At 44.2% G+C, this 10,355-nt stretch carries 13 protein-coding genes; 5 read left to right on the top strand and 8 right to left on the bottom strand.

The features are described 5' to 3' along the window. Positions 1 to 223 precede the first annotated feature (223 nt). Positions 224 to 550 carry a hypothetical protein gene (locus KAH81_01030; protein MCK5832232.1) on the top strand — a complete coding sequence of 109 codons (327 nt, stop codon included), beginning with the start codon at positions 224 to 226 and terminating at the stop codon, positions 548 to 550. A 74-nt stretch (positions 551 to 624) separates the two neighbouring features. Here KAH81_01030 and KAH81_01025 read toward each other — a convergent pair whose 3' ends face one another. Genes KAH81_01025 through rsxC form a run of 8 tightly spaced genes read right to left on the bottom strand, consistent with a single transcriptional unit; the run spans position 625 to position 7,157 of the window. Then, the gene (locus KAH81_01025) at positions 625 to 1,269 is read right to left on the bottom strand and encodes an electron transport complex subunit RsxA (protein MCK5832231.1); all 645 of its coding nucleotides are present in this window, start codon (positions 1,267 to 1,269) and stop codon (positions 625 to 627) included. Beyond that, positions 1,269 to 1,886 (bottom strand): electron transport complex subunit E, encoded by a 618-nt coding sequence (locus KAH81_01020; protein MCK5832230.1) that lies wholly within the window; start codon positions 1,884 to 1,886, stop codon positions 1,269 to 1,271. Before KAH81_01020 ends, KAH81_01025 begins: the two co-directional genes overlap by 1 nt. After that, complete coding sequence (locus KAH81_01015) at positions 1,883 to 2,527, bottom strand: RnfABCDGE type electron transport complex subunit G (GenBank protein ID MCK5832229.1); 645 nt, start codon at positions 2,525 to 2,527, stop codon at positions 1,883 to 1,885. The genes KAH81_01020 and KAH81_01015 overlap by 4 nt, the downstream gene beginning before the upstream one ends. A gap of 1 nt (position 2,528) precedes the next feature. Then, the gene (locus KAH81_01010; protein MCK5832228.1) at positions 2,529 to 3,581 is read right to left on the bottom strand and encodes an RnfABCDGE type electron transport complex subunit D; all 1,053 of its coding nucleotides are present in this window, start codon (positions 3,579 to 3,581) and stop codon (positions 2,529 to 2,531) included. A gap of 37 nt (positions 3,582 to 3,618) precedes the next feature. Beyond that, positions 3,619 to 4,278: a hypothetical protein gene (locus tag KAH81_01005; GenBank protein ID MCK5832227.1), complete on the bottom strand. Its 660-nt coding sequence runs from the start codon at positions 4,276 to 4,278 to the stop codon at positions 3,619 to 3,621. After that, positions 4,275 to 4,895 carry a hypothetical protein gene (locus tag KAH81_01000; protein ID MCK5832226.1) on the bottom strand — a complete coding sequence of 207 codons (621 nt, stop codon included), beginning with the start codon at positions 4,893 to 4,895 and terminating at the stop codon, positions 4,275 to 4,277. The genes KAH81_01005 and KAH81_01000 overlap by 4 nt, the downstream gene beginning before the upstream one ends. 13 nt (positions 4,896 to 4,908) lie before the next feature. Further along, positions 4,909 to 5,820, bottom strand: a complete 912-nt coding sequence (locus KAH81_00995; protein ID MCK5832225.1) for a CBS domain-containing protein — start codon at positions 5,818 to 5,820, stop codon at positions 4,909 to 4,911. 11 nt (positions 5,821 to 5,831) lie between these two features. After that, positions 5,832 to 7,157: an electron transport complex subunit RsxC gene (rsxC, locus tag KAH81_00990; protein ID MCK5832224.1), complete on the bottom strand. Its 1,326-nt coding sequence runs from the start codon at positions 7,155 to 7,157 to the stop codon at positions 5,832 to 5,834. A 126-nt stretch (positions 7,158 to 7,283) separates the two neighbouring features. Here rsxC and KAH81_00985 point away from each other — a divergent pair, with 126 nt between their 5' ends. The 4 genes from KAH81_00985 to KAH81_00970 are packed head-to-tail and all read left to right on the top strand — an operon-like array spanning position 7,284 to position 10,196. Beyond that, positions 7,284 to 8,039, top strand: coding sequence for a segregation/condensation protein A (locus tag KAH81_00985; GenBank protein ID MCK5832223.1), 756 nt, complete (start codon positions 7,284 to 7,286; stop codon positions 8,037 to 8,039). After that, entirely contained in the window at positions 8,032 to 8,643 is a 612-nt protein-coding gene (gene scpB / locus KAH81_00980; GenBank protein ID MCK5832222.1) for an SMC-Scp complex subunit ScpB, read from the top strand. The genes KAH81_00985 and scpB overlap by 8 nt, the downstream gene beginning before the upstream one ends. Further along, positions 8,630 to 9,379 (top strand): rRNA pseudouridine synthase, encoded by a 750-nt coding sequence (locus tag KAH81_00975; protein MCK5832221.1) that lies wholly within the window; start codon positions 8,630 to 8,632, stop codon positions 9,377 to 9,379. The genes scpB and KAH81_00975 overlap by 14 nt, the downstream gene beginning before the upstream one ends. Next, on the top strand, positions 9,366 to 10,196 hold the full coding sequence (locus KAH81_00970; GenBank protein ID MCK5832220.1) for a glutamate racemase: 831 nt from the start codon (positions 9,366 to 9,368) through the stop codon (positions 10,194 to 10,196). Before KAH81_00975 ends, KAH81_00970 begins: the two co-directional genes overlap by 14 nt. The last annotated feature ends 159 nt before the right edge of the window (positions 10,197 to 10,355 follow it).

The following is a 10,355-nucleotide window of genomic DNA, read 5'->3' as shown; positions in this document are numbered from 1 at the left end:
GGGGAACACCTTGTGTGCTCCCGCTTTCGGGCGATTTCGCATTGTCAATTTGTAGGGGCGAGGTCCCCTCGCCCGTTTTTTGAAACCGGTGCGATTTGCGATGACGGGACGGGAAACCCGCCCCCTACGGGATTTCAATTTCTGGTAGCGTTGCAATAAATGGGTCTCTAACGAGGCCTAATGAATTGCTTGCAAACGAGTTATAAAGAGTTATCTTCGTGTCATGAGAAGAACGAAAAAAAACGATGCCCTTTTTGTGGCAGCCTCCGCACCAAGCGCAAAGGGTTTGTCGTCGCAGCTTCTGGCGCTCAAATCGTTCTTTCCGGCGTCATATCATAAAAGGTTTTTAAAGTCGCTAGATAGGAATCTCGATCTTCTCCTCGCCTACAAAAGAAACCCGGCGTTGCCATCCAATTCAAATGCTATCGAGTCCTGGAACCGGACATTAGAACGCAAACTGAAGAACATGGATGGGTTCCAAACAGATAAATCGTGCAAGGCGTTCCTTAAACTCTGGTTCAATGCTCATTCAATGAAAGAAAGTAAGTAAGGATTATGTCAACTAACTACAAACAAATTGACCTATTTATTGCAACGCTACCGAATAATAAATTTATTCCTTGACTAGAATTTCAATCCACTGAATCCAAGGAAGGCCATACTCATAAGCCCAGAAACGATGAATGCTATCGGAAGGCCTTTCATAAAGTGTGGAACCGGCGCGAACTCAAGCCGCTCACGGATGCCGCTCATCATAATTAGGGCAAGTGTAAATCCTATGCCTGCGGCAAAACCGTGGACGACAGCCTCGATGAAACCATAATTAAGTGACATCGTGTTAAGCTCTGCAACACCCAGAATGGCGCAGTTTGTAGTTATCAGTGGCAGGAAGATGCCCAATGCGTCGTAAAGCGCGGGGGATATCTTCTTTAACACCAATTCTACAAATTGTACCAGCGATGCGATTACCAAGATGAAAGCTATAGTTTCAAGAAACCGTAGATCGAAGGATTGCGCCGATGCCTCGCTACCGCAGGCTCTAGCGATAATCCAGAAGAGATTGCTTTCACCCGGGGAAAGAAGGTATGTCCATATGACCCAGGTTACAGCCGATGCGAGAACCATTACGAAAACCACCGCCATGCCCATCCCGATGGCCGTTTCGGTCTTTTTACTAACACCGATGAATGGACATAGCCCTAGGAACCTCGAAAGCACGAAGTTATTTATTAAGATTGCTCCGATAGCTATGATTAATAGATTTGCCATTAGCTATTACCTCCTTTAGAGGTTTTTTCGAGTATCCATCGCGAGCCGGCGACCATAAGGGCAAGCGAGAGAAATGCACCGGGTGGTAATATCATCATCAAGGCCGGTTGATAACTTGCGCCCATGATATTATATCCGAATACACTTCCGTTGCCAATTATCTCGCGGAAAGTTCCAAGTAAGACTAGAGTTATAGTGAAACCGAGCCCCATACCAAGGCCATCTGCAGCTGAGCGTAGAACTCCGTGTTTGCTGGCGAAAGCCTCAGCACGCCCGAGTATAATGCAGTTTACTACAATAAGAGGAATAAATATTCCAAGTGCATCCGAAAGCGCAGGTGTGTATGCTGCCATGACAAGTTTCACAATGGTAACAAAAGTAGCTATGACCACTATGAAGATTGGTATGCGTATTTTCGGTGGTACGAGGGGTTTTATCAGCGAAACGATAATGTTACTCATTAAAAGAACGAAGGTAGCTGCTGCGCCCATTCCTAGGCCGTTAATCGCGCTAGAAGTAACAGCGAGCGTAGGGCAGAGGCCGAGAGCAAGCACGAGAACCGGGTTCTCGATAAGAAATCCCTTTGTAATATCAGATAGGAAACCTTTTTTACTCATTCTACACCTCCTTCTTCGGTTATGGGTGAATCATTGGCGGCGGGCATAATACTATGAATGGTATCTGTGGGGGTTGGGGATTTTGCTTTAATAGCGGTTTCCAGTTTCTTTGCGGCATTGGCTACCGAACGCGCTATTGCACGGCTAGTGATTGTGGCGCCAGTGATAGATTTAAGCTGGCCACCATCCTTATCAACCTTGAGTTGAGTGGGGGATAGGCCATCAAATTGTCTCTCGAACCATGGTTCTTTAAGGGGATCGTCTTGTTCTATGGCCTTAGTGCCAAGTCCCGGAGTTTCCGATTGACAAACTATCTCGATTGCCTCGACAGTGAAATCTTTATTGATGCCGACAACTGTGCGAATAGTGGATGAGAAACCGTTCCCATATGCTGTGATAACATAACCTGCGACATTTGTTTTCGCAGAGTCTTGATAACCGACGAGGTAATCGACAGAGCCGGCACTGTCTTCGGTAAATAATACCGCATCTGGCATAACTTCCTCTATAGCGGCCATTCTAGCTGCCTCTTCCTGAGCGGCTATTTTAGGTGCTGTGGCCGAATTTACAAGGCCTAAGGCCAAACCGGCGATTAGCCCGTATGCCATTAAAATCAAACCGGGTCTAATGATGTCTTTCATATCACTGCCCCGCTTTCTTGGCGCTGTGGCCGAAAATGCGCGGCCTTGTGTGTCTGTCGATAATGGGTGTGAATATATTCATTATGAGAATTGAGTAGCTGACCCCCTCGGGATAACCGCCCCATCTTCTGATAAAAACGGTCAATACCGCGCAACCGAGACCGAATATCCATCGACCCTTTTTTGTAATTGGGGTGGTAACCATGTCCGTAGCCATAAAAAATGCTCCAAGGAAAAGCCCACCGGAAAATATCTGGAAAAGCATATTACCGGTAAAAAAGCCTTGAGTCCCACCAAATATCCATCCGAGAAGCGCCACGCCGGCGATATATGTTATAGGAGTGCGCCAATCACAGAAACCTCTAACTATAAGAAAAATGCCTCCAAGCAAGATAGCAAGCGCACTTATTTCGCCAATACATCCGCCGATATTTCCTATCATCATTTGGGGCCATGAGCTATAGATAGCTTCAATCGAGGTGCGCGCCGCTTCTATCTGCTCTGAAGATGATGCTGGGTCTAAGATAGCATTTCTAGCAAGTTTCAAAACCGTAAGTGGTGTTGCACTTGTAACGGCATCTACGCCGATTGCACCCGAAAGGCTCCCCCCGCGCGGCAAAATCCAATCTGTTGTCATATGGACAGGCCAGCTAGCCATGAGAAATGCCCTTCCAACCAAGGCGGGATTTAATGGGTTATGACCAAGGCCTCCAAAAGCCTGTTTACCTATAGCAACACCGACTACACTCCCTATAATTACCATCCACCAAGGGACTCCGGGAGGAACATTAAATGCTAACAGCATTCCGGTAATAACTGCAGAACCATCCAATGCAGAAAAAGGGACCTTTCTTATCGCCTGAATAGCGAACTCTGTGATTACGGCGGCTATTATACTTAATAGTGTAAGCCAGATAGCTCGGGGCCCGTAATAGTATATTCCGACTACCCAGGCCGGAAGCAAGGCTATCACCACATTCCACATTATGGAACTTGTGTTTACTCCACTTCTTAGATGGGGAGAAGAAGAGACTATGAACTTATTCTCGGACAACTTTACTCCTAATTAATTTATTATAATATCTTGTAAATCAATAACTTATAGCTAATCCTGTTGAAACGATACCGAAATCTTCCGGCACAATATAAAACCACGGATTAATCGCTATCCACTCTACGCAGAGGGCAAAACCGATATGATTTAGAGAGAATCGAAAATCGACTCCAAATGAGTTTATCAGTCTATCTCTCTCAAATCTCGAAGGTTCATTTCTATCGTGATCGTAATACCTTCTGCAAACCATATTTGCGAATCCTAGTTTAGCTTTTGGAACTATAGAAAAACAACCGCTTCCAATTTCATATTCAGCGTATAGCGCCGGTTTGAGGAAACTACCTCGCTCGTAAATAGTCGAGTCTCCGGGGCTAATATAGGATACCTTCGAACCAGCAAATGTCCGTTCGTAATCAACATAACCCAATTCCACACCTAATTCCCATTTTCCGTATTTGATTCCACCGTTTATGGAAGACACTGTGCCGCTTGGATAAATAATTACTCCAGCGCTTCCTCCAAAGCTAGGTTCGATCTTCTTGGTTTTGTGATAATCTCTATCTAAAACGGGCACCGCTTTATCTGTAGGGCCAACAGGTTCTTCGCCGGGGCGAGGGGGTCGTTGAACTGTCTGCGATAGACACGGAAACACTGCCAATAAGAATGATAATACTACAATTGACGCAACTAACTTCATTTCACCATCGCCCCATCATAGACCATACCGATAGTTGCCTGAACTGAATTGTATTCCTTTGCGTTGACTTCGAAGCCCTCGAATGCAGCCATATATTGAATTCCAGTACAAATCGATATTTTATCGACAATAGGTATCCTAAAATCAACACCGAGTCCAATGACCGGTAAAACTGATCGACTCCAAGAATACCGCTGAAAATCGAATTCCCGAAACCAAATAGAGCCGATATCGATATTTGCGACGAAACGAACAGGACGAACATCCGCCTTGCCTTCTACATGAGCCACGAGCATTGCCGTGTGTCCTTCAGTGAAGATTTCCGTTTCCGGGTGGTAGAAGCTGTCGCTAGTCGAAGAAAGAAAGTGGCTTCGCGCCGCAATGCCCACTGTCAAGTATTCATATGAGAAACCGGTGCAAATATCCCAGTAGGGCGATGGATTCTGCTTTGCTTCTTCAACGAAAGGAAGCGATACACCCTCGACCACACGTAAAAACGGATATATCTTAAATTCTGGATCGGCGACTATGCCCCTTGGGATTTGGGTTAACGCCGAAACCGCCGCCGCTAAGAAGAACAGTATGGTTGACTTTTTTAAAGAACAATTAAGTATCATAGAGTTAAGCAGTTTAAGCCACTAGAATGGTCGTTAATAATTCTCGTATGTTGATAAGCCCAACAAACTTCCCATCGTTATATGGATCGACAATAAAAACGAATTGCTCCGAAGAGCTTGCCATCATATGCGCAATCTGCAGAAGACTTGTATCTGAATGCGCCTTTAAAAAATCCTTTTCCATGATTTCTTCTGCTTTTACGGTATCTCTGCGCGAGAGTATCTGGTCGAAAGGGGTTCGGCTTTTAACAAAACTTAAAGAGGTAAGGCCATCAATGAATTTTGGAATAGCCATACGAATGATCTCCTGGCCGCTGACAACCCCGAGGAGTTTCCCATCCTCATCGGAAACAGGAAGGGTGTCTATCTCGTTTTCGAACATCAACTCGAGAACTTTGCGCAAACTTAAATCTGGCCGAATCGACAGGACATCTCTTCGCATAACATCGGCGGCGATTAGTGTTTCGATAACATTAATATTACTTTCTTTGATGATCGAGTAAACCTCTTCTGGAGTCTGGGCCTCAAAAAGCCTCGAAGATAGATCGGGCGTTAATATAAGTTTCAGGAAAGCAGCTCTACAGTTTAATAGGAGGCTGTTTTTCTCAAACGGTGCAATAACAATAAAGCAGAATTTAATCGGTTTGCCATCGGGAGTTTCAAGATTGATACCATCACGATTGATTCCTAAGGCAACATTGACGAGTCCCTTTTCACCAACTCTTGCATGCGGGAAAAATATACCATTACCAAGCATGGTTCCAATCTGGTCTTCGCGAAGCAAAAGCTCGTTTTTAATTTCGGAGACATTCCCTTTATTCACGTCTTTGGCTACCGAAAGCATCTTATCGATAACCTCTTCAATATTATTCCCCTGAAGAGATAGAATAATATTTTCGGGTTTGATAATATCGGCTAATCTCACCTTTCCTCCCCTTATTTTTGCGTGGCTTTGTCGGCTTTAATTTGAGTCTTAGCCCTTCGAATATACTGAAGAAGTTTTCTATCACTGGGGCATACGAAGGCGCAACTTCCACACTCGATACAATCCAGTGCTCCAAGTTTTTCAGCCATCTCGAAATCGCCGTATTCTGTGTATTGCGCTATTCTTGTAGGTATTAAAAAGGACGGGCATGCATCGACACATTTTGCGCAATTAATGCAGGCTATTTCTGGTTTGATTTCGACATCCTCAGAACCGAAAAGAAGCACACCACTGGTTCCTTTAGTCACTGGAACATCGAGGGTTGCCTGTGCAATGCCCATCATGGGACCCCCGCTGATTACCTTAAATATATCCTCGGTAGTCCCGCCGCAGGCCTTAACCAGATCTGAATAAAGTGTCCCTACGCGAACCATTAGATTTGCAGGTGCTTTCAATATTGGTCCGGTAACAGTAACTACTCGTTGATATAGGGTCGTTCCTTTCGCAACTGCATCGTATATGGCCTTGGAAGTTCCGACATTCTGGACATAACAACCGCAATCAAACGGTAAACCCCCGCTGGGAACCTCTCTGCCAGTTACTGCATATATCATCTGTTTTTCCGCACCCTGAGGGTATTTGACTTTCATCGGATAGATTTTGATATTAGTATCTTTAGCGCGCTCCTGAAGGATTTTTATCGCATCGGGTTTATTATTTTCTACGCAGATACCAAGTTTTCCGGCCCCAAGGGTTTTAGCGATCAGTATTAAACCGCGAATGATGTCATTCGAAAATTCCAGCATAAGTCTGTGATCGGCGGTAAGATACGGTTCGCATTCGGCACCATTAAGCAATACAGTATCGATTATTTTATCCTTTGGAGGCGAAAGTTTGACATGTGCAGGAAAAGTAGCTCCGCCCATACCGACAATACCTGCCGATGCGACTATATCGCGGATTTCTTCAGGCGTAGCGCTTTCCCAATCTTCACCGTGAGGTTTGATTTCAGCAGCAGCTTCATCGAGGCCGTCGTTTTCTATTATGACCATCGTTTCTAGTTTACCGGAAACCGGGTGTAAATGAAGCTCGATTGCTTTAACTTTCCCTGAAACTGAGGCATGAACCGCCGATGAGACAAAGCCGGAGGCTTCTCCTATTTTTTGGCCTAAAAGAACGCGATCACCCTTTTTTACAAGGCATCGAGCAGGTGCGCCGATATGTTGTGATAATGGAACATAAACGACCTGAGGGGGTTCGAGTGGTTGTATAGGGGCATCACAACAATATCTTTTCTCTTCTAGCGGGTGAATACCACCTATAAAAGTATAGGCCATTTTTATCTCCTCATTTCTAACACAAATAGAAAAAACAAAATACAAACTGAAAGGTCTGGTGTCAAGGCAATTAGATACTTAAAATCCCTTGATTATTCCATTGTTTTTGTTATGTTTAAGCGGTTTATGGAAAACGAAACAAAAAAATATATCGATGATCGTTGTCGAGTGCATCTCGAGATGTTCGAGGGGCCACTCGACCTTTTATTATATCTCATAAGACGAGATGAGATAGATATATACGATATTCCGATAACATATGTTGTTAAGGAATACACAACTTACCTCGATAAAATGGAGGCTTTGGACCTCTCCCTCGCCGGCGAATATCTCCTGATGGCAGCGCTTCTAATGAATATTAAAGCTCGTATGCTTATACCAAATCCTGAGCTTGATGTCGAGGAGATTGATGATCCCCGAACCGAACTTGTAGAGATGCTGGTCGAATACAAGCTTTACAAAAAAGTCAGTGATAAGCTATTTAAATTTCGTGAGGAACAGGAGAATCTCTTTCCAAAAGGAAGCTACCCCGATTCTAAAGACCCCTCGAATTACACTGTCGAAGAACTTGCGTCGGTTGATCTTTATAGCCTTTTTCGTTCCGCATGGGAGATGCTCAAAAGAGAAAATCTTATTCTTCCCGGCTACGAAAGCGGTGAGCTTGATGTCGAGGAGCGAATGAACGAAATACGCAGTATGTTGACTAAACGCAAAAAAGCTCGTTTTTTAGATCTCTTTGACGGTCCGATTACGATTATGATCTTCGTGGCCACATTTATAGCTCTTCTCGAGCTTGTTCGAGAGAAGGTTGTTAAAATTCACCAACGAGATTCTTTCAGCGATATCTGGCTTTTCCATAAAGAGGAGGGAAAACTTGAGTGAGGTAAGTAAAAAAAGTATCGTGGAGGCGTTGATATTTGCGGCACCAAGCCCAATTCCGCAATCAAAGCTTGTCTCAATAGCTAACCTAGATTCCAAGAACGAGCTTATTCGGATAGTCGATTCCTTGAACGAAGAATACTCAAAACTTGGAAGATCCTTCAGAATCAATCCTATTGCGGGAGGCTATCAATTTTACACAATAAAGGCTATGGCACCTTATCTCCGTGAGGTTTTCTCAATCAAGAACACTCCACGCCTTTCTCGCCCAATGCTCGATATTCTCGGAATCATTGCCCTGAGGCAACCGGTTACTAAACCTGTTATCGATAAAATACGCAGCGCGGATAGTGGAGGTCCTTTGCACAGACTTCTCGAAAGCGGCCTTATAACTGTGCGCGGGCGTGAAAAAGGCCCTGGACGACCATTTTTTTATGGAACTACGAGGGAATTTCTGCGCTTTTTTGGGCTTGAAAGAATAGAGGATCTGCCCAGCGAAACCGAACTGGCTAATCTTTTTTCCGATAAAGAATTCGACTCTGAATACGACGAATCCGAAAAACAAATTAAAATCGAGGAAGAAGACACCATCAATGACCCTGAATAAATCAAATGAATATAGATTGAATTCCTTTATTGCAAAGGCCACCGGTATCTCTCGCCGAAAAGCAGATGAAGCTATCAAAAACGGCGAAGTCTCCATCGATGGGGAAGTAATTCTCAACCCGGGAACGAAAGTCGTGAATAATCCCGTTGTTAAATACCAAGCTCAAGAAATTCAACTTCCCGAAAAAAATATCTGGGTAATAATGAACAAACCCGCAGGATATATAACTTCTCGAAACGATCCGCCGGGTAGGCCAATTGTCATGGATTTGTTACCTAAAAGCCTAGCACACCTTTTTCCTGTTGGCAGGCTCGATTCATTTACGACCGGAATCCTATTTTTCACTAATGACGGCAAAACTGCACAGCGAATACTTCACCCTAAATATTGTGTTCCCAGAGAATATCGCGTAGAAATAGAGGGCAGGCTTTCGTTTATTGAAATCGAGCTTGCGAATAAAGGTGTGATCCTCGATGGGAGGCGCGCGGTTCCTCGCAGAATCGAGAGAATGAAAACAGGTTCGTCATCAGAAATCTGGTTGGTGGAATTCGCAGAGGGAAGATACCATGAGGTTCGTCGTTTTTTCGCAGCTTTGGGACACAAGATAAAGTCACTCGAGCGTTTGTCCTTTGCGGGTATAAATACTAGGGGTTTGAAAAAAGGCGAATGGTGCTATATGACCGAGAAAGAAATATTACAATTTAAAAATAAACTGGAGAATTATGCCCGACTGTAACTTTCGCGACCCTGAAAACGCAATCGGTATTTTCGATAGCGGTGTCGGTGGATTGACTGTTGTAAAAGAGGTGTTTAGACAGCTTCCGAATGAAAAGATTGTTTATTTTGGAGATACTGCTCGCTATCCTTATGGCACCCGAAGCCCTGAAAGGGTTAGAAATCTCGCGTTGGAAAATTCAAGAATACTCCTTGATTTCGATGTTAAGCTCGTAATAGTGGCTTGTAATACAGCTTCGAGTGTAGCTTTGGATTATCTTATAGACAACATCCCGGTTCCGGTTATCGGAGTTGTAAAACCCGGAGCTTATGCCGCTGCAAGAACAACTCGGAATGGCAAGATCGGTATTATTGGAACCAATGCTACAATCGATTCGAAAAGTTATTCCAAAGAACTGAAGTCTTTAAATTCACAGATAGAGATTATCTCCAGAGCGTGTCCATTATTTGTAGCCCTCGCCGAAGAGGGATGGACTATAGGGCCGATTGCGCGGATGGTTGCCGAGACCTATCTAGCCGACCTGAGATTAAGCAGCATAGATACTTTAATCCTTGGTTGCACACATTATCCGCTGCTTCGCACAGTCATAGAAGATACCCTCGGCTCGGCTGTGCAGCTTGTGGATTCCGCCGAAGCCACGGTGAAGGAGGTCAAGCGTCTTCTCGATGCAAATGGAGGTCTCAGGGCAACAGGCAATAGACCCTCCCACCGTTTTATTGTAAGTGATGCGGAAGAGCGTTTTAGGGGAGTCGGTGAACGATTCCTCGAACGACCAATAGAAGCAGTTCAAACAATAGAAATTGAGGAATTTAAATGAATCCTTAATAATATTTAATATGCTTATTATCTTGACATTAATTTAGGCGTTCTTATAGTTAGCTTAATAGATTTGTGTGGGTTTGAGGTGTTGTGACACGTTACTTAAAGTAGAGGCTTTAAGTAACGGAAAAACAATGAACTAGGAATACTATAATTT

This window comes from bacterium, from assembly GCA_023145965.1.
In the GTDB taxonomy this organism is placed as follows: domain Bacteria; phylum UBP14; class UBA6098; order UBA6098; family UBA6098; genus UBA6098.
Note: the sequence above shows the minus strand (reverse complement) of the source record. Positions and strands in the feature narration are given on the sequence as shown.

Coding starts and splice junctions, on each gene's coding strand:
- KAH81_00985 (MCK5832223.1), top strand. CDS start 7,284: ATGGAAAACGAAACAAAAAAATATATCGATGATCGTTGTCGAGTGCAT.
- KAH81_01000 (MCK5832226.1), bottom strand. CDS start 4,895: ATGATACTTAATTGTTCTTTAAAAAAGTCAACCATACTGTTCTTCTTA.
- rsxC (MCK5832224.1), bottom strand. CDS start 7,157: ATGGCCTATACTTTTATAGGTGGTATTCACCCGCTAGAAGAGAAAAGA.
- KAH81_00975 (MCK5832221.1), top strand. CDS start 8,630: ATGACCCTGAATAAATCAAATGAATATAGATTGAATTCCTTTATTGCA.
- KAH81_00970 (MCK5832220.1), top strand. CDS start 9,366: ATGCCCGACTGTAACTTTCGCGACCCTGAAAACGCAATCGGTATTTTC.
- KAH81_01025 (MCK5832231.1), bottom strand. CDS start 1,269: ATGGCAAATCTATTAATCATAGCTATCGGAGCAATCTTAATAAATAAC.
- KAH81_01015 (MCK5832229.1), bottom strand. CDS start 2,527: ATGAAAGACATCATTAGACCCGGTTTGATTTTAATGGCATACGGGCTA.
- KAH81_01020 (MCK5832230.1), bottom strand. CDS start 1,886: ATGAGTAAAAAAGGTTTCCTATCTGATATTACAAAGGGATTTCTTATC.
- KAH81_01005 (MCK5832227.1), bottom strand. CDS start 4,278: ATGAAGTTAGTTGCGTCAATTGTAGTATTATCATTCTTATTGGCAGTG.
- KAH81_01030 (MCK5832232.1), top strand. CDS start 224: ATGAGAAGAACGAAAAAAAACGATGCCCTTTTTGTGGCAGCCTCCGCA.